Origin of the sequence: Oribacterium sp. WCC10 (assembly GCF_900113415.1) — a bacterium.
GTDB lineage: Bacteria > Bacillota > Clostridia > Lachnospirales > Lachnospiraceae > Oribacterium.
In genome coordinates, this window is record NZ_FOPH01000004.1 from 84681 (window position 1) to 103645 (window position 18965).

An 18965-nucleotide genomic window follows, 5' to 3' on the forward strand; every position below is an offset into this window, starting at 1 on the left:
CTCCCCTATGAACCCTGCCCCTAATTAGGTGTTCATCTTGATCAGTTCGTTATACGACGCTAATGCCTTATTACGCAAAGTAACCATCATACTGAGACTTATGGCAGCCTTTGACTCTGCTATAGGAAGCGAATGTGCATCCTCAAGCTGACCTGTAGCCAAAAGATACTGCTTGTTTTCTACATCTGCCTGGGTAAGCTTTACATTATTTACTGCATTGGCAAAGATATCCTTAAATAATGTTGCCCCCTCTGACTCTTTAGGCATTGTATTTCGTTCTGATACGGACTCTCCAAAAGTCCACGGCTTCATGGGTGTGATGAATTGATTGTTAATTTCCATGATCAAGGCCTCTCTATCTTCTTAAAAAAAACTACGTTAACTTATTTTTTAATTCAGCAAATAGTGCGCTAAATTTTATAAATAGCGTTTCGTGTACTTTGCCCTTCCCTGGAAACTAACTTTTCACGGAGTGATCAAACGGTTCCTGAGGCAGAAAGCCTATGACGTGGATCCGTCCCTCTCTAAGATGAAGTAAACCGCTTCCCTGCGGAATACTGTTCATATACTCTCTAAAAACTATATTTTACAAAACAAGAGTCGTCATATAACGACTCTTGTTCATTGATTATCGCCACAATACATCATTGAACACACGAGAGTCTAAGTTAGTTTTTCTCGCTATTAAATCCATGTAATGTATATCGACCGGTTTTTCTGTTTTATTAGCTTGTAATAAAAATCAGGCTGTCAATTTTGTAAAATTCTCATCAGTAGATGATCTTGTCAACCATGCCCTTGAGAACACCTGCGTGCTCATTAAGCTCACTGCTGGAGCTTGAACTCTGTTCTGCTGTGGAGCTGTTCTGCTGAACAACTTCCGCGATCTGCTCGAGACCGATGGTGATCTCAGAGATGGACTCTGACTCTTCCTGCATCTCTGTAGCAATAGAAGCGACAAGCTCCTTGGACTTGATAGAATTATCCTTTACAACATTAAGCTCTTCCGCAGCTTCTCCTACCATCTTTGAACCGTTACGGACAGCAGCGATGGTGGTCTCGATAAGTGTTGAAGTCTCAGATGCCGCAGCCGCTGACTTACCTGCAAGATTTCTTACTTCATCCGCAACAACAGCAAAGCCCTTACCGGCTGAACCGGCTCTTGCTGCCTCAACTGCAGCATTGAGGGCAAGGATATTGGTCTGGAATGCGATATCATCGATAGCCTTGATGATATTCTCGATCTGATTTGACTTGTTTTCGATCTCTTCCATAGCTTCCTGAACCTTGGCCATCTGCTCATTCTGAGCCTGAATCTTGTCAGCCACACCTGCTGAGAAGTCTTCTACATCAAGCGCTGCCTTGGCACTCTTCTTAACCTTATCATTAAGCACATTAACTGTAGCTGAAAGCTCCTCAAGTGTTGATGCCTGCTCGGTAGCACCCTGGCTGAGAGCCATGGATCCGTCTGCGATCTTCTCTGATCCTACCTTAACCTGAGCAGCAACTTCATTCATGTTGGAGAACATCTCTGACAGATTTTCTGAAATCTTTTCAAAACCGGCTCTGATAGGTCTGGTATCGTTAATGTAAATCTCCGGGTGCTCCATCTTAACAGCAAAGTTTCCTTCGCTCATGGAAGTAAGCATCGAACTTACTTCACCTACAAGCATACGAAGCTTAACTGTAACATCCTTCATATTGTTAACCATGTTTCCAAGTTCATCCTGAGGGATCTTAGATATATCCACATCCACATTGAACTCGGCATTGGCGATCTTTTCCATAGTATGGTTGGCAACGTCAACAGTAGATGCGATACTGTTTGCAAGGAACATGAATACCACTACAACAGAGACAATGACGACAACCGCAAGAACTGTAAGCAGGATGATAACCTTCATTTCAAATTTCTCGGATTCCTCAATGAGATCCGCCGCCTGCTGATCCGAAAGGTTACCAACAGCGCCAAGAGCAGACACGAAATCCTCTGAAGTCTTTACGTTGAAGCCTTCCTTATAGTAGTTCATGGCTCCGTTCTTATCTCCCGATTCAATCATATCAAGAATCTTGTAGGAGTCAGTCTTTAATGCATCAAAGCTTTTCTGCAGTGTACTTACAAGAGCATCATCTCCCAGTGTCTTTCCGATAGAGGTGATGTCAGCCTGCATATCTCCGAAACGCTCGTCGAAGTCTGCCTTCTGATCCGCAACAGTATTGTTCTCCTCATCCATGATGCATAGAAGGATACGCTTATTAACAGTCTGGATATCCTTACGCATGTTCATCTGGGATTTGGTATTCTGATACTGTACCTTTGAAAAGCTATTCATCATGCCGCTCATCTTCACAAAGGCGCCGAAAGACATCCCGATGAGAATAACTATAGCTACCGCGATAATGACTACAGTAGTCATAAACTTAGATCTGATCTTCATGTTCTTAAAGGTCTGCATACTGCTACTATCCTCCTAAAAGCTTTCTTAACCATATTGTGCCGGGGTTTAATATCATATTTCCCGGCTGTCTATATGCCTGTTATAATGCATACTTTCTGCTTTGCTATTTTTATCGACAGAATTTTCTTTACTATTATCCTAAAATTAAAAAAACGTTAACTCAATTTGTGGTCACCGTTAAATCTCTTATAAACGTTTCCACTTCATCGATTTTACTCTGAAGATCTGTTATTTCAGTGGCCACATCAACAGAACTTCCCACATTTATCTTTTGAAACAATTGATAGGCCTGTTCACAATAAGCCTCCAGATTCTGAACCGCTTCTGAACCTTCACCGACTGCCTTCTCTATACCGGTTCCTATCTTTACCGCAGCATCCTGGCAAACAGAAAGCATGTCATTTGCTTCATATATAACTCCATTTCTTATACATGCTTTTAATTGATCATGCATCTCTTTATAAGTAGTTATCAGATCCAGCATAGCTTTCTTTTCTTTACTACTTATACCTGAAACCTCTTCAGCGGTATCATTTTGAACTTCATCCAGATTCAAAGCCGTTAATTCATAAACTTTGTAATTGGATTTCAAAATCCACACCGTGAGCATTCTCTCTGCCCAAAAACCGATGACACGTTTACTGTATGTGTCCCAGTTTTCCCTGATGATTACATTTTCAATCATGTATATCAGGATAGGGAACAACCATGTACAGTATTCATCCAGAAGCTTCTTCGGCATGATAAACAGGTTACAAGGGAACATCATCTTTCCCGACAGAACCTGCTCAAGGTATTTACAGTCATCAGGATGAAACTTATTTACAGCTTCCCGCAAGGCTTCAACAGAAGAAAAGAAACCCTCTTCATCTATTGTGACACGCATCTGCTCATATATACTTCGTTTTACAAAATAAAATGAATCTGCCACTATCAAATCATATCTTTTCAGAATTTCGCATACTTCCCAATGACTTACCGGCCCCTTAGGATTCATTGGAGATGAAAGAAATCTTCTATAGTGGCTGAGACCTACGATATCCTCTTTTGCTTGTTTCCAAATCCAGTATATGGCTGTGCATTCGTTAATCAGGTGGTTATATTCTGATATGTTGTCCCCGGTATTATCGCGTAAAAAGTCCTTCGACGGGCATGGATTACTGCCGACCCAAATGGTTTGATAATCCTTTGAATTCAAAGTACGATACGGTTTATGCGAAACAATATAATTCACATAAGATTTTGCCTGCTTCTCAACAGAAACAAGAACTCCTTCAGAATTAATGATTTCCCTTTCCGGGTTATCAAAATCTTCCGTACCACATACAAAACACCCCGTGGGACCATGAAGCAACATCTCTCCGGTTCTCGGACAGTCCGCCACCTTCATTAAACTTTTAGGCCAATTCTTTGTAACTGCTTCACCATCAATCAAATGCCTGTAATATCCCAAATTAATGATTTTATTCCACTCGACATGATGATAGAAAAACAGTTCAGATGCAATCTCACAGAAATATATCTGAGAGGTTACAACTATAAAATCATAGTCTACTCGTGAGAGTTCCTTCGGCTTAATAACTGTATGTCTATCTTCTATCTGTCTGTCAGGCTCTTTATCACACAGCGCAACAATCTCAGACTTTGCGAATAACGGTTTATTCTGATAATAGAGTTCATCTATGCCATAAACTATTATTTTCATTTTATTTTCCGCCTTCCAAGCTTAATACCACACTCTCAGCTTTCTCCCACATGCAGGACTACAACATCACCTGCACGCGCTTCTCCCATCTTTCCTTGGTATCCTCCCCACAGAATTCGGTCAAAACTCTGATATAGCTTTTCCTCAAATTCTCCGTGGGGACATATATCAGATCCGCCGAAACACATCCAGGTACAGTAACATAATGCCTCATGTTTGCAATATCAAGCCTACACTTTTCATCGTCTATATCTATGTCATCAGTCACAAACCATGGGATATACACAAGCTTGTCGCACATCTTCATAAGATTATCAGAGAAGAAATATCGGTTAACCTCGCTCCCCATGCTGTACTCATCATAAGGATTCTGTATCACTATAACGTGAGGCTTTATATCCTCAAAAGGAAAGGTTCTGTAATCCTCTATCGCTACCTTCTCTGACAATACTTCTCCCTCGTAGATTTCACTTCCGGAACTTGTATCTCTTCCTCTACGATAATATGGTATAGGAACCACATGAAGATTCACAGTAGGATCATCTTTATATCTGTCGTAATATGGCTTCATGGTTTCCCATGCTGATGCCTTAAACGGGAGTATGACTATCTCTGTTTTCTCCTCTGCATCCATGAGACTCTCATCTACCATCTTGAGCCTCGCTTGCATTTCAGGTATATACTCAACCAATTCCCTTTCTATACTATTGACACTATACAAACCATCAAGGTTTTGCGCCGTTACCTCTGCCTGTCCCTGCAGATTCGAACCTCCATTTTCTGAAATCAACTTACCGAAATACTCATCAGCCTCCACATACACTTTGTATGCCAGTTCGCAAAATGTTTCGAGTTCCGATACTGTCCTCTCAGGTGAAATGATCGATCTTTCCAGTTCTTCTCCCAACTTAACGGCCGTGTTCTGACACAAAGTCATAATTTCAGAAAGCATGTCATATCGCCCGGCATCGTTTACCTTTTTTGCCAATGTACAAAGTTCGGAAAGTTTCATGAGAAGACCCACATTCTTCTCTTTTACAGTCATCCGCTTTGGCCTGTCATGCCGCAAAGCTTCTTTATCAAACTTATAAAGATACGGTAATGAAGCACCCTGCTCCAGCACCTGCTTCTCCCATTTCACATAAACAGGATAGTCATGCATTGAAGTGCCTTTATGAATCTTTGCGTATTCCCCATAGCACATCTTTAGAAATTCATCATATCCGGGTGGTGCCGATAAAGCATTACTCTCAAAAGGAACTTTTATGGAAGTCTTAAACATCTCCGAATCATATACATGTCCACCGTTCTCCATATGTAGATACATATAAACAAGTTTCCTTGTTTCTTCCATACTGAACTTCATGGATACCCTGTCCAGTTCCCGGTATATCTGATGTGTCAATGTCTCATCCAAAACAAATTTTGTCCCGAATTCCTGTTCAAATCGCAATAATAAATTCTCTTGCCCTGGACCTTTTTCTCTATTCAGATCATCACAAAGCTTCATAAGACTATGTATATGCTCCATACGCTTTGCTTCTGCTTCAGTATCATCTGAAACTCCGTCAAGCATATATACATCAACACCTGCATTAAAAGGAAACCCATGATGTTTTGCAACCTGATCCGGTGATATCAATGCCGATTTATCATTGTTGATGCTTGCCATGGGACTGTTGTAATCTTCTGTATCCTGAACCGAGACTATGACGTAATTCTCAGGAAGCTCATCCCTATGCTTCTTAAGCACTTCAAAATCCCTTCTCTTCATCATGATATCAAGATCGTCATCCCAGGCTGTGAATCCCTTATGTCTGACAGCCCCGAGAAGCGTTCCGAAACACATGAACCACTGAAGGCCATACTTAACGCAGATTTTATCAATCTCTGACAACACTTCCAGCCCTGCCGCCCAATTCCGTTTCATAAGACTGGGAATATAAAAGCCATTTCTGACTTCATCTTCATAAAAGCCTTCATGAAAATCCATACAACCTCCGACATTACAAACTTCGACACAAAAAAAGCCGATAGAACAAGCATCTATCACTTATTCTATCGGCATGTAAAAATTTTTATTAATATTAGTTTTTTGAAACCTATCAAAAACGGATTATCTACTGTTCCCGGATAACGACAAAATCATCTTAAATGGATCGTCCCTCAGTCTTTTCAAGATGATGTTTATAATCTTGTAATCTATATATGATATCATTCTTTTCCTTCAAAGGCATTTCTAATTACCTTCTATATATCAATACTCTGGAGCATTACCGGAATATTCCTCTTCTGCGCTTCGTATGCAAGATCCGATACATCGCCATAATACCCGGCGCAACAAAACAACACTTCTTTTGCTTCATCAAAAGAAGCACTTTCATCCAAATCCCCAAAGCCTTCCTCCCGGAAATTCTTGACGAGATCCAGATAATCTTCCAACACATCTGAAGCATTAAGCCTTAGGTACTCCTCGGTACCTGACCATGGATGCCAGATCACCCTGATCTTATCCGAGGCCTCCCGGAAGATCTCCATATTACGTTTCAGCTTGTCAATTGCCGCCTCTCCCCTACCAAGAAACGGAAGAACATCGGTATAATAGAATAATTTTTTCATATTGCTCCACCACAGAGTGACTTTTTCTAAGTTTATCACAAAATAGACCAAAGTTCATATGGTCAACTTATATGACCAATAGCATATTTATGCAGTTTGTATATTCATAAATTTTTATAAACTTTATTCTTACTGCATTGAATTCAATTCTCATTACTGCTATAGTCAAACTGTAAAGGAAGCTTTCTTTTGCGTGTTATTTTTAACAACCGGAGATGCCCCTCCCTAAGCGTGGCAGTAATAACAACTGGAGATGCCCCTCCCTAAGCGTGGCAGTAATAACATCCGGCGAGCATCATGCTCGCCATTTTTCTAGAAAGACTCATATCTATGTTAAAACTATATTCTGTTTCCGATGAGTACATCCATTATCTCAGAGTTGAAAACCACGTAACACATGTGTTCGACAGCAAAGAAGGGCATCGTACACATAAACGTAAATATATTGGCATTGTTATCTCAATAAACACTTACAATTACTTTGCACCTTTATCATCTCCCAAAGCCAGCGATTATATTGATGGCAAAATCAGATCTTCAAATACTTCAATTTTACGTATTACGAAAATCGATAAAGGACAGGAAATTCTACTAAGTACCATAAAGCTGTTAAACATGATTCCTGTTCCTGATTCCGAGTTGCTATCTTACAATCCGGATGAAGAAACCGACCTAAAATATAAGTCGATTATTAAAGATGAGATTCGTTGGATTGAACGTAACGATGTAAACATTCTTAACAATTCCCGTATAATCTACAATCTAAAAATTCATGAATCAGAACGTAAAACCCCCAAAAACATTAAACTATTAAACGCTATCCTACCTTTCAAAGAATTGGAGAAACTTCATGATAATTGGATAAGGACCGGGAAGTAAATTTTTTTCTTATACTTTCGTCCTGCAAAAAACACAACAACACGTTTTTTTCAAATTCTGCTCTTTGTCTATCACAAAATAGCAAAAAGGTTATTTGACCGGGTATGCTCCCGGTAAGTGACCTGCTTTACCCATCTATGAAATTCTTATCCGCATACACCACATCGTACTCATCCCTATGATAGTAGAAATAAAACGAAAGTAATCTCTCCGACAAAAATCCCGGATACCTGTTCTGATACGGATCCTCAAACTGTCCCATCTTTTCAACAACACCAAAAAGAATAGGAAATACCCATTCACAGTATCTATCCAAAACCTGTTTCTTTGCAATGATCATATTACAAGGCGAATAGAACCCGTTTGTTTCAAAAAAAGCTTTAGCGGCAGCGTATTCCTCCGTATCCTTTACCTTCAACAAATCCATCATACAGTCCCATACTTCACCCACATGCCTGAACTTATAGTTCTCCTCAAGACTCGGCGCTACAAATAGCGGAACCGGTAGGATAACATCTATTTTCCTATCCATAAGCCTCCGGAACCAGTCCACCGGCAGCTTAAAATGCCTCCGATAATGCACCAGTCCCACAACATCTTCACGAGCATGCTTCCATATCCAATATAATCCGGTCAACTCGCAAAACTGTTTGTTTCTTTCGGAAATCGACTCACCTAAATCATCATGAAAATCCACATCCAGCCTGTTTTCAGATAATGCAGCCCCCACCTGAATATACTTCTCATATGGATAAAGCTCTATACTCTTAGTCTGCTTATCATGATGAGATTTTGCAACGTAGATACACGCAGAATCATCATTGATTTTTCTGAAATCCCGCCCCTGCTTTTGGAACTGCTCCTGTACATAAATATTTCTCAGCTTTTCATCAAGGTCAGCATCAACGGGAACTATGGACTTGAAGCCAAGATCACTTAAAACCTTGATTTCATGTTCATTGTATACCCCTCTTGTAGACAAAAAAACAGTTGTCTCTCTATTAAGATCGACAACCTTACTTTGCTGCGTGGAAATATTTATAACCTCTATTCCATCCACATATTCATCATTTTTCTCATCATTATCCACCAAAAATCCAAGTATTCTCGTAGCCGGTGAAACTACCCGCAGGTACTCTTTGAATGTACGAGCTCTGGAATGTGCACCGAAAATGTAAATTTCGTTGTTAAACATGTTATCATCCTCTATGTTTAAGAATGAAATTTTTCTCCTGAATTGTTTAATTGCCTGCATATTTAATAAGTATTATTGACTTAATTATTGTTTTAGAATATAATCATGCTGTTAATGACGGGCAACGTTGATTGTCCGCCCAAGCGTAGAGGCGATATATTGTGCCAGTATGCGATATACCGCAGAGCTTATGGATGGTTTAATGGTTTCCAAAAACTGGCATCGAAAACATTAATTCGCTCTTCCACTTCTGTGGAAGAGCATTTTTCTATAATACATCGATTTGAAAGGCAACTTTATGAGTCCTGAAATGCTTCTTCGATGTGCAGAATCCTTTTTAAATCTAATTGACACAAAATATATAATTCATATAGGTCGTTCCGGTAAACTTATTAAAATCCAACTTACATTTGATAAAGAAGATGCTCATCATCTTATGGGGCTTCATTATTTATCTGATCGTTATGACCCTCGTAATCGAGCGAAAATATTCAAAGATATACTACATTCTCCGGAATATCTAAAAAAACTTTCCTCTTCAGTCCATTGGACACCCTATCTAGAGAATCGTGTAATCTGTACATCCTTCCTATCAGAAATCATCGAAAATAACAGAACCGTTATTCGCTATAACCCCAAAAGACACCATTTCCATTCAAAAATCTCCGCAGAATATTTATTATCATGTAAGAATGATTATTTACAAACACAAGAACTATGACCCATCAGAAACAATTTAAAAATAAAAATAATTTCATTTCACACAACACTTGCTATATTCTCTATTGAATATAATACCTCCTGAAGATTTACAGCTTATTTCTATTTGGTCTAGACTTAGACTATATGAAGTAGTTATAATTTCAAATATTATTCATTTGTCAAGTATCAATACACTATATAAGACAATGCTAAAATATAGGATAACAAAGCAAATGCCGATTCCGTCCTACAGTTAGCAATGACGGAAAACCAAGATATTATCAATAAACTGAAGAAGGTACCGAAAATGAATGAAGCTCTTATTAAACTTATGAAACCTGAACTTGATGCCGCTAAAAATAACGCTCTTGCTAAATTAACGGAAGCCACGAAATGATTGAAACAAGGCTATTCAGAAAAAATGCTTCTTGACGAAGGTTTCGATCCGGATATCGTGAAGTCCGCTAATGAGCTTTTAGCCGAATTAAAATAAACCAATCCTCAAAACCTACCGTAATCAATACGAAAATAATCTAATATGATATAAAAACTATGTTCTCTGTTGATATAGTTTTCAATGGATACGGTTGTGACACCTTTAACGTCATGGCCGTAATTCAAAACACAATCTGTGTTACCTAAAAAAAGTAGTTCAACAATCTACGCCATCTTCGTTAATATCCTGCAGTCGGTTATTCTCCCACACAATTGTGGGAGTTATATCTGTACAAAATAAACAGAAGTTACTGCCTACCAAAATATGCCATCAAGCAATCATAGTTTACTCAAAAGTCAATATGAATAAAACTTCTTATACCACTCCGCAAATCTCCTCAGTCCTTCTCTGATTCCTATTTTCGGTTTAAAACCATAATCCTTCTCCAGAGCAGAGCTGTCAGCATAAGTTACCGGAACATCTCCGGGCTGCATAGGCACAAACACTTTATGTGCCTCAAAATCATAATCCTCCGGCAACACTCCTGCATGAATCAGCTCTTCCTGAAGCACTGTGATGTAATCCAAAAGATTCTCCGGTGTTCCTCCTCCAATGTTGTAGACTGCATATGGTGGAACAGGCAATCCATCCTCCCCCACGCGTCTTCCGGGAGCACCCTGCATAACCCGGAAAATCCCTTCTACTATGTCATCTATATACGTGAAATCCCTCTTGCACTTCCCGTAATTAAATATCCTGATATCCTTACCGGCACGAAGATTATTCGTAGCACTGAAATAGAACATGTCAGTCCTTCCTGCAGGTCCATATACAGTGAAGAACCTGAGCCCTGTAGACGGAATATTATACAGTTTACTGTATGTATGAGCCATCAGCTCATTGCTCTTCTTGGTAGCCGCATAAAGTGAAACCGGATTATCCACCCTGTCATCCGTGCTAAACGGAACTTTCTTGTTCCCACCATACACCGATGAACTTGAAGCATATACAAGATGTTCCACACCGCACTCACCACCGTCATATGAATGTCGACATGCCTCCAGGATATTATAGAAACCTATGATATTGCTGCTAATGTACACATCAGGATGCTCGATGGAATACCTTACCCCTGCCTGCGCAGCAAGATTAACTACCACAGACGGTTTATACTCCGAAAACACAGAAGCCACAGCTTCGCTGTCAGCAAGATCACCCTTTATGAAAACCCATGTATTGCAGGATTCTTCTGCCGCTTTATCTACCTGAGAAAGTCTCCATTCTTTGAGCTCCACAGGATTATAGTCTGTGATAATATCAAATCCCACAACCGTTACATCTTTACAGTCACGAAGTATCCTCATGGCCAGATAAGAACCTATAAATCCTGCCGCTCCCGTGATCAAAACAGTTTTTCCGTTCAAATCTATTGCATATTTACTCATTATGTCCAACCCCTTAAAACTCAATTTCTGAAGAGTTGATTTTGCAAAACACCCCAACTCTTCATCACAATGCAGTCCCTAACCAAACGCCCAACTTAAACACATTGGCAGAAAATAATATATCACTAATCTTATCGCTCATGATTGAAATATATAGCTCACGTACAGTTCAATCCCTGCCAAAAATATCTCTTGTATAAACCTTATCCCTCACATCATCAAGGCATTCATTATACCTGTTGGCTATTATCGCGAGGCTCCTTTCCTTGAACACTGAAAGATCATTCACCACCTCTGATCCAAAAAAAGTCGAACCATCCTCAAGTGTCGGCTCATAGATGATAACCCTGGCACCTTTTGCTTTTATTCTCTTCATTATTCCCTGAATTGAAGACTGCCTGAAGTTATCAGAATTCAATTTCATGGTCAGACGATAGACCCCGACCACAACTTCATGCTCCTTATCAGGATCATAGTAGTCAGAATTGCCATATGCCCCCGCAATATCCAAGACCCTGTCCGCTATGAAATCCTTTCTCGTCTTGTTGGACTCAACAATCGCTTCTATCAGATTCTCCGGCACATCCTCATAGTTAGCCAAAAGCTGTCTTGTATCCTTTGGCAGACAGTAGCCACCATATCCAAATGAAGGATTGTTGTAATGCGAACCTATACGTGGATCCAGACAAACTCCTTCTATGATTTCCTTTGTATCCAGCCCCTTTGACTCCGCATAAGTATCAAGTTCATTAAAATACGAAACACGAAGAGCAAGATACGTATTGGCAAACAGCTTTACCGCTTCCGCTTCCGTAAATCCCATAAACAGGGTGCTAATGTCTTCCTTCAGCGCCCCTTCTTTGAGTAGTTCAGAAAATGTTCGTGCTGCTTCAATCAGGCGCTCATCACTTTTATCAGTTCCGACAATGATCCTCGAAGGATAGAGGTTATCATAAAGCGCTTTTGATTCACGGAGAAATTCCGGACTGAAAAGGATATTTTTCGTGTTGTACTTCTCCCTTACCGATTCCGTATATCCTACAGGTATAGTCGACTTGATGACCATGATAGCATCAGGGTTCACATTTAGAACCAGCTCTATAACCGCTTCCACCGCGCTTGTATCGAAATAGTTCTTCTTTGGATCATAGTTTGTAGGTGTTGCGATAACTACAAAATCTGCATCCTTATATGCAGATTCACCATCCACAGTCGCTGTAAGGTCAAGCTCTTCCTCTGCCAGATATTTCTCTATATACTCATCCTTGATCGGAGATTCTCTATGATTAATCATATCTACCTTTTCAGGTATGATGTCTACAGCAGTAACATGATTATGCTGCGCTAAAAGAACCGCAATCGATATACCAACATATCCCGTTCCTGCAACAGTTATATTCCATTTACTTTGGAGGATATTCGCATTCATTATACAATATACTCAATTCATTTACTTGTCATTATTAATTTAAAACTCAAACTACTAAATACATAGTAGTAGTTTAAGTTTTAAACTTTATATTCACTCTATAAAGTGCTTATCCGCAATTGCAATAGTATATTTTAAATTCTTGGCAATAAATATAGACAAGAGTCGTTCCGCCAAAAATCCAACATATCGGTTTTGATATATATCTTCTTTTAATCCAATCAGTTCTTCACAGCGTTCTAGGATAGGGAATATGAAATTGCAATACTCATCAAAGATATCTTTCTTCATAATAAACATATTATACGCATAATAATATATGCTGTCCTGAATCAGTTCTGCCGCAGAAAGATATTCAGGTGCCAGCTCGCCTATAACATCAATAAATATATCCCAATCTTTTGCTATATGATCTTTGGCATACTGTCCTCTTACAGTCGCAAAATTCACAATTGGTTCTGTGACAATGATATCAATGTTCTCAGTCAAAATAGCATTAAATTGCTCAGACGTTAAGACAAACTTTCTTCTATAATGTGAAAATCCAATATAATCCGCAGTATCATTCTTCCACGCCCAATAAATACCAGTTAGTTCACAATACTGCCTGTTTCTATCGGATATATTGTCATCTCCAATGCAATCCCTAACATCATACATAATCTGATCTGTAAGAGCAGCGCCTACCTGAATACTAATTTCATACGGTTTATCAACTGTATTTTCAATTAGATTTTTGTCATATATGCTATGAGCAACATATATATGAAAATAATCACTAATTGATGGGATATTGTTCAACTTGTAATTCTCAGATGAAACATCAGACAGATATATTATACCAGCTGGGATAATCCCATGGAACCTCATCCAATTGCCTCTTATGGTAGACCACTCATCTCCGTCGAAAGAAATCGGTATCAGATTAGTAAATCCGGCTTCTGTAAGATCATTAACTACTTCAGGAATAAACTTACTGTTCAGAGCAATAAGAATAGTAGAATCTTTATAAGTCGATGCGTGTGCAGTATCAATAACCGGTAACTCATCTACAGAATAGGCATTGTCTTCCATATTTTTAACTATAAAGCATTTAACTGACAAATTGTAAGGGGCATCAGTAATGCATTTACGGACAGCCGTTCCCATTGTTCCCGCACCGTAAACTATAACTTCATTTGAGTTGATAATACGGCTTATTATCTCTGTTTTATACTTAAGTAATTCCATATTCACCTAAATCTCATTGTATGAAATCTATCAGATTGCATTTTTGAATATTTCCATCATATGGATCCTCAAATGAAAACTTTGATTTCATTTCATCTGAGAAAACACTGTACTTCTTTGAAAAGACACGAATCATACCCAAAGCAAATTCGGGTGATACCTCTGAAATGACAGAATCTAACACAAATTTTTCAATCATAGTTTGGAGAATAGTTTGAACACTCTCAAGAAGCTTCAGATTATATTCTGAACCTTTAACAAAGACCGGATTTAATTCATCATCAACTGTAAAGAATTGTCCTTCCTTTGATGCATATAGCATCTCAATAAACAAGTGCAACTCTGAGAAGTCATTTTTACTATATATAGATTCCCCAATACGTTCAGTAATATTTCCATATATAGAATGTACTCTGGAAATATCTTTTATATATTTATTTGGAACCGTAGAAGTGCCCAAAGCAAAAAGATCAATTTGATTCTCGAAAATACTACTCAGTCCATAAACAAGAGTCCCTTGTGTGACAACATCAACAACCGCAATCTTCCCATAAGTTTGTATACCTATATTATCCAGAAATTTCAGATATCTTTTTCTAAGTGAATCTGCATTCTTCAAAATCAGATTATAATACTGTCCTATCCTAGCTTTTATTTCATCAAGTCCCCAATTTTCAACTGCTTCTCCAGTGAGGATATTAAAGTCATCAGAAATACTAATGTGGAACTGGTTTTCTATAAGTTTTTTTAGATTAAGCTTTGGATCATCAACTATCTTGTTTAGAAAAATATCAATATCTTCAACCGACTTGACCGCCATACTGCTAATTGCAGATCTGGATACATAAATATACTTTCCTTTCGGCAGATTTAAAGCTTTATTTTTCTCTCTATACCATTCGTATAACTTATATAGATAATATCCATCTCTGGAAGCAAATAGAACTTCATCATAGTCTCCTGACCATTTCACTATCCTTGCTAAGTACATCAATGTCATCGGCAGAATACAGATTGCTATATCAGCGTAACTGTTTATGTTCATCTTACCTTTTGTCGAACATAAGCAAAAAGGATCGTTCATTAATTGTGATATCGCATAACCAAGTATGTATTTATCATACTCAGTATGAATAAGGTCAAAAAGATACGCGCATGATGATTCAGCAAGAATATCATATCCTTTTTTTATATAAAATGTATCAATTCCTTTAGCTCTAGCCCTTTCAATATCTGTATCCTTATTATCTCCAATATGCAGAATAGTTTTTCTTGGATTCTTCTCTAAAAGAACATCATACAGCTCTCCGGATTCTTTTGTTTTCTGATATTCGCATGAAACCAACAATTCGAATCCATCGGATATTCCAATCGAAGAGAGCAAAGAAAGTATATCCTTTTTTTCCAAATACATATCAGATGTAAGATATACTTTTTTTCCTGTAGCTATTGCATACTTAAAGAAATCTACAATCCTCTTACGCGTAACCAAAACTGATTGTTCTGTTACTATTTCTTTATTTTTAAAATCCTGTGCTTTATTAATATTCCATCCATTCAAATAACAAATATACTCATATATCTGAGTTAATGAAGGACTTGTGTATCTTTTATATAATTCAGCTTCAGCCTTAATTCTAATATCCCTAAATTCATCACTTAAATGCATATAGTCAAAAACTTTGTGAGGAACTAAAGCTATACGTGTAACAAGAGAATCAAAGACATCAAAAGAAATCACATCATGCGAGTCAATAAGATTCTTCAAATTATTTTTATCTGAATTCCAATATGGATTGTTTTTATAGTTATCATCGCCTCGCAATAGACAGCCTTGAAGATCCAATATCTTAATATTTTCAGGAACAACATCTTTAATTCTGTTATATACAATCGCTGTAGATGAAGGAATTGCTGCAATCAAAATCATATCGGAAACGTTTATTGCTTCTTCAATAGGGAGAATTCTCAATCCAAATTTAACTTCACCAATATGATCATTAGCCACAAGACAAGTAAAGTTATAATCAAAAGTATTCTCTACGATTAATTTTGCATTTTTTCCAATTCCATATATTGCAATTCTATTTGATTTATATGTTTTGAATTTCCTATCAAACTCTATATAATATTTATTATCCATAATTACGAAAACACTTAACTAGTCAAATCATTATTTAAATATTTCCTTATATAATCAAATTAAATTTTTTTCGTTTTGAATCCACTTGGAATCATTAATATGTTCATGAAATTTTAACAAATTACATGATCTTACATCATTACCCAAAATACCTAAATCTGTCATATTAACTTTATTTATCCACATTGCATATGGGAATGATACTTGATCTCTTTGACATTCATTATCAAATTCATGCCACCATGAATTCATTATATCTATGCACATTTTATTCATATGTGTTCTAGCTATTACGGGCAATTCTGGCAATCCATAATGAATGGGGAAGCCTTCCGACATATATCTCTTTATCTGACGTATTGCATCTTCAGGCACAATACGTTTATTATTTACTATTGTCATTGCCTCATAATACAAACAATCACGTTTCCAGTGTTTAAATACTGATATCCCACACTTTGATTCATTGAACAATTTTGACACATCGCCGACTATTTGAATATTTGAATCTAAATAAAGGGAAAACTTATAATTATGAAATATCAGATGTGGATGCATCTTGATATATCTGTTTCGCTTTATAGGAGATGATATACCAGAAGGAATAATAGTCTTTGCATCTATCCATGAGTATATTTTTAATGATTTAGGTTGTTCGTCTGAAATATAGAAGTAATCAACATTAGGCGAAATCATCAAAGGTTCATAGAAATTGTCATACCCACCAAACAAACCTGTGTATACAGCAATTCTTTCATTTTGTGTGATGTTTATACCACAATTGTAATTATTTATTCTTCCATCATTTGTGTAAAACAAATCTGCCTGTTTACTTTTATACCTTAACCTCATCAATTCAAGAAATAACCGTTCTTTATTAACGATCAAATCATCCAATATTTCCCTAAAATCTATAATATTTTTAAACCCCTGCTTTAACGCAGTTTCAAACACAGAATTATAATTTTCTATTGCAACACAAATTATAACTTTATAGATTGATTTATTACCTATATTATTGGGCAACAAACAGGGAACATTATCTATAATCTTCCCATTTTTTTCGACATCATTATCTATAAATAGGTTCACATTTATCCCACATGTTTCAAGAATTCTTTTAAATTCAACTCCATGTAACCCTGCGCAATATATAGCAACGTTATAAGCACTCTCAGCCAATAAATCTATTGAGTATTTTTGATACATCTTTATTTCGCTTTTTTTCTCTCCCATTCTTTGACTAACGACCTTGATTTTTCTGTAGGTTCTATGAATGGTTCAACTATATTGAAATAGTTGTTTTCATTTAAAGAACGTAACATACCACTTTGAGTCTCTTCAATTGCACCAAGTACAAACTGAACGTCATCATTATCAAAAGGCATATTGTCTACGGAATACAACGGAAGACCAAGGTATTGACTTTCATTACTTGAATTATCAGTCACAACAAATCCATCAATATTGATGCCCAAGTCTCTGAAAATATGATAATCCATTGTTCCTACCAGACCTTTTCCATATATCAAAACTCTTTTTGCTTTATCAAAATCATCTGCATTGATATATTTATAATTGAACACATTATTATCTATTAATTCAATCCATTCTTTCGCGATTTTATTATTGCTATATCGTTCCATATAATTTCTTTGATTATTTATAATTGTTGACACTAAATCATCGTCTTTAGTAATGATATTCATTGCACTAATAAAGTCATCCAATACTAAATTATTATCATTACTAAAAAATGGAACTAATATTCCCCTATCTAAAATTAGTATACTATCTATCTTCTCATTATAATCATTTATTCCACCTAATAATTCTCGCGGCCCTGAAAGACAGTCTGTAGCTATTACCGGGCATCCGACTGTCATAGCTTCAAGAACCGCATTGGGCAATCCTTCGTACCTACTGGCCAATAATAGTGCTTTTGCCTTTGACATATATTTAAATGGATTATTTTCGTATGGTAGTAGTTTAACTTTATCTGTTAAATTATATCTTGTAATAGCCGCCTCTAGTTCTTTTTTTGATCGTCCACTCCCCAGTATTATTAATTTATATTTATTGTTTTTTTTATAAAATTCTTCAAAAGCTTCTATTATTCTTAACTGATTTTTTTGTGGATCAAGTCTTCCAATGTTTAAGAAAAAATCAGCGTCACCAATAAAGTCTCTTATCTCCTTATCTAATTCACAATTAGCTAAATCCTTTATCTTCTCCTTATTTATAAAATTATATATTACCCGCATATAGTTATTTAAAGAATAATTTTTTTCCAAATCATACTGCACACCATAAGCACAAGGTACAATAACATCAGCATAATTATAATACTTCTTCATTTTATATGTCTGTGCATCTAGGGATGGTTCAATTAATGACTGTACACATCGTTCAGAAATAATTACTTTTTCCTTACCTTTAGTTCTTATATTGGCAAAGTTCATTATTTCCAAAAAACTGATTGCTACATCAATCTTGTAATACTCCTTATATCTTTTTATTAAATGTTCATATAATGGACAGTCAACTCCAATATCAACTATAGTTCCACCATATTCATATATAATGTTCTCTGTACTCAATAAAAATAAATAAACATTATAATAATTTGATAATTCCTTCGAAAGTAACCCAGCAATTCGTTCTGCACCACCGCTATTTAAACTCGTTGTGATTATTGCAATATTTTTCATAATACCACCGAA

The 18965-nt window shown here is 36.9% G+C and carries 14 protein-coding genes; 2 read left to right on the forward strand and 12 right to left on the reverse strand.

Going from position 1 to position 18965, the window contains the following annotated elements; all coding sequences use genetic code 11:
• Positions 1-24: 24 nt before the first annotated feature.
• The 5 genes from fliE to BM294_RS04210 all read right to left on the reverse strand — a co-directional run bounded on the left by fliE (position 25) and on the right by BM294_RS04210 (position 6783).
• Positions 25-342: a flagellar hook-basal body complex protein FliE gene (fliE, locus tag BM294_RS04190; RefSeq protein ID WP_091205191.1), complete on the reverse strand. Its 318-nt coding sequence runs from the start codon at positions 340-342 to the stop codon at positions 25-27.
• Positions 343-770: 428 nt separating this feature from the next.
• Positions 771-2456, reverse strand: coding sequence for a methyl-accepting chemotaxis protein (locus BM294_RS04195; RefSeq protein WP_091205193.1), 1686 nt, complete (start codon positions 2454-2456; stop codon positions 771-773).
• A gap of 163 nt (positions 2457-2619) precedes the next feature.
• A complete protein-coding gene (locus BM294_RS04200) occupies positions 2620-4164 on the reverse strand; it encodes a DUF4422 domain-containing protein (protein ID WP_091205195.1) in 1545 nt (514 codons plus the stop codon).
• A gap of 58 nt (positions 4165-4222) precedes the next feature.
• Entirely contained in the window at positions 4223-6157 is a 1935-nt protein-coding gene (locus BM294_RS04205) for a LicD family protein (protein WP_091205196.1), read from the reverse strand.
• A 257-nt stretch (positions 6158-6414) separates the two neighbouring features.
• Positions 6415-6783 (reverse strand): hypothetical protein, encoded by a 369-nt coding sequence (locus BM294_RS04210; protein WP_091205198.1) that lies wholly within the window; start codon positions 6781-6783, stop codon positions 6415-6417.
• A gap of 330 nt (positions 6784-7113) precedes the next feature.
• On the opposite strand from BM294_RS04210, the gene BM294_RS04215 reads away from it, so the two are divergent.
• On the forward strand, positions 7114-7662 hold the full coding sequence (locus BM294_RS04215; RefSeq protein WP_175494496.1) for a type III toxin-antitoxin system ToxN/AbiQ family toxin: 549 nt from the start codon (positions 7114-7116) through the stop codon (positions 7660-7662).
• A 127-nt stretch (positions 7663-7789) separates the two neighbouring features.
• On the opposite strand, the gene BM294_RS04220 is transcribed toward BM294_RS04215, so the two are convergent.
• Complete coding sequence (locus BM294_RS04220; RefSeq protein ID WP_091205202.1) at positions 7790-8857, reverse strand: DUF4422 domain-containing protein; 1068 nt, start codon at positions 8855-8857, stop codon at positions 7790-7792.
• A 310-nt stretch (positions 8858-9167) separates the two neighbouring features.
• Between BM294_RS04220 and BM294_RS16780 the strand changes: the two genes are divergently transcribed.
• Positions 9168-9578 (forward strand): PBECR4 domain-containing protein, encoded by a 411-nt coding sequence (locus BM294_RS16780; protein WP_442950773.1) that lies wholly within the window; start codon positions 9168-9170, stop codon positions 9576-9578.
• A gap of 773 nt (positions 9579-10351) precedes the next feature.
• On the opposite strand, the gene BM294_RS04225 is transcribed toward BM294_RS16780, so the two are convergent.
• The 6 genes from BM294_RS04225 to BM294_RS04250 form a co-directional block, all read right to left on the reverse strand.
• Positions 10352-11440, reverse strand: a complete 1089-nt coding sequence (locus tag BM294_RS04225) for an NAD-dependent epimerase/dehydratase family protein (protein ID WP_091205203.1) — start codon at positions 11438-11440, stop codon at positions 10352-10354.
• A 169-nt stretch (positions 11441-11609) separates the two neighbouring features.
• Positions 11610-12869, reverse strand: coding sequence for a nucleotide sugar dehydrogenase (locus BM294_RS04230; protein ID WP_091205205.1), 1260 nt, complete (start codon positions 12867-12869; stop codon positions 11610-11612).
• A gap of 93 nt (positions 12870-12962) precedes the next feature.
• On the reverse strand, positions 12963-14099 hold the full coding sequence (locus BM294_RS04235; protein ID WP_091205207.1) for a DUF4422 domain-containing protein: 1137 nt from the start codon (positions 14097-14099) through the stop codon (positions 12963-12965).
• A gap of 13 nt (positions 14100-14112) precedes the next feature.
• A complete protein-coding gene (locus tag BM294_RS04240; protein WP_091205209.1) occupies positions 14113-16242 on the reverse strand; it encodes a hypothetical protein in 2130 nt (709 codons plus the stop codon).
• Positions 16243-16296: 54 nt separating this feature from the next.
• Positions 16297-17478, reverse strand: coding sequence for a glycosyltransferase domain-containing protein (locus BM294_RS04245; RefSeq protein ID WP_091205210.1), 1182 nt, complete (start codon positions 17476-17478; stop codon positions 16297-16299).
• Complete coding sequence (locus tag BM294_RS04250) at positions 17454-18953, reverse strand: glycosyltransferase (protein ID WP_091205212.1); 1500 nt, start codon at positions 18951-18953, stop codon at positions 17454-17456. Before BM294_RS04250 ends, BM294_RS04245 begins: the two co-directional genes overlap by 25 nt.
• Between the last annotated feature and the right edge of the window lie 12 nt (positions 18954-18965).

Excerpts from the sequence above, each read along its gene's own strand:
- BM294_RS04225 (WP_091205203.1), bottom strand. The coding sequence starts at position 11,440 with ATGAGTAAATATGCAATAGATTTGAACGGAAAAACTGTTTTGATCACG.
- BM294_RS04235 (WP_091205207.1), bottom strand. The coding sequence starts at position 14,099 with ATGGAATTACTTAAGTATAAAACAGAGATAATAAGCCGTATTATCAAC.
- BM294_RS04245 (WP_091205210.1), bottom strand. The coding sequence starts at position 17,478 with ATGGGAGAGAAAAAAAGCGAAATAAAGATGTATCAAAAATACTCAATA.
- BM294_RS04220 (WP_091205202.1), bottom strand. The coding sequence starts at position 8,857 with ATGTTTAACAACGAAATTTACATTTTCGGTGCACATTCCAGAGCTCGT.
- fliE (WP_091205191.1), bottom strand. The coding sequence starts at position 342 with ATGGAAATTAACAATCAATTCATCACACCCATGAAGCCGTGGACTTTT.
- BM294_RS04230 (WP_091205205.1), bottom strand. The coding sequence starts at position 12,869 with ATGAATGCGAATATCCTCCAAAGTAAATGGAATATAACTGTTGCAGGA.
- BM294_RS04205 (WP_091205196.1), bottom strand. The coding sequence starts at position 6,157 with ATGGATTTTCATGAAGGCTTTTATGAAGATGAAGTCAGAAATGGCTTT.
- BM294_RS04250 (WP_091205212.1), bottom strand. The coding sequence starts at position 18,953 with ATGAAAAATATTGCAATAATCACAACGAGTTTAAATAGCGGTGGTGCA.
- BM294_RS04210 (WP_091205198.1), bottom strand. The coding sequence starts at position 6,783 with ATGAAAAAATTATTCTATTATACCGATGTTCTTCCGTTTCTTGGTAGG.
- BM294_RS04215 (WP_175494496.1), top strand. The coding sequence starts at position 7,114 with ATGTTAAAACTATATTCTGTTTCCGATGAGTACATCCATTATCTCAGA.
- BM294_RS16780 (WP_442950773.1), top strand. The coding sequence starts at position 9,168 with ATGCTTCTTCGATGTGCAGAATCCTTTTTAAATCTAATTGACACAAAA.
- BM294_RS04200 (WP_091205195.1), bottom strand. The coding sequence starts at position 4,164 with ATGAAAATAATAGTTTATGGCATAGATGAACTCTATTATCAGAATAAA.
- BM294_RS04240 (WP_091205209.1), bottom strand. The coding sequence starts at position 16,242 with ATGGATAATAAATATTATATAGAGTTTGATAGGAAATTCAAAACATAT.
- BM294_RS04195 (WP_091205193.1), bottom strand. The coding sequence starts at position 2,456 with ATGCAGACCTTTAAGAACATGAAGATCAGATCTAAGTTTATGACTACT.